General features: G+C 66.9%; 1 protein-coding gene. It reads right to left on the minus strand.

From position 1 onward, the window contains the following. The coding region (locus GTW40_RS21195; protein ID WP_161181776.1) for a glycoside hydrolase domain-containing protein at window positions 1–284 on the minus strand (284 nt) is incomplete at both ends.

The following is a 284-nucleotide window of genomic DNA, read 5'->3' on the forward strand; positions in this document are numbered from 1 at the left end:
GTCTCGACCGTGCCGTAGCCCCACTTGGGCAGCCAGCCGCTCTCCTCGTCGATGTGGACGACGGAGATCGCCATGTCCCGTGCCTCGCGCGGCGCGAGCAGCGACAGCAGCTGGGACTGGGTGCGGTAGGTGTCCCACAGGGACCAGTTCTGGTAGTAGGTGAAGTCCCTGGCGCGGTGGATCTTCTGGTCCCAGCCGGTGTAGCGGCCGTCGGTGTCGCTGCCGATGTTCGGAGCGAGGAACGAGCGGTACAGCGAGGAGTAGAAGGTGCGGCGCAGGGTGTC

This window comes from Streptomyces sp. SID4985, from assembly GCF_009863025.1.
Classification (GTDB): Bacteria; Actinomycetota; Actinomycetes; order Streptomycetales; family Streptomycetaceae; genus Streptomyces.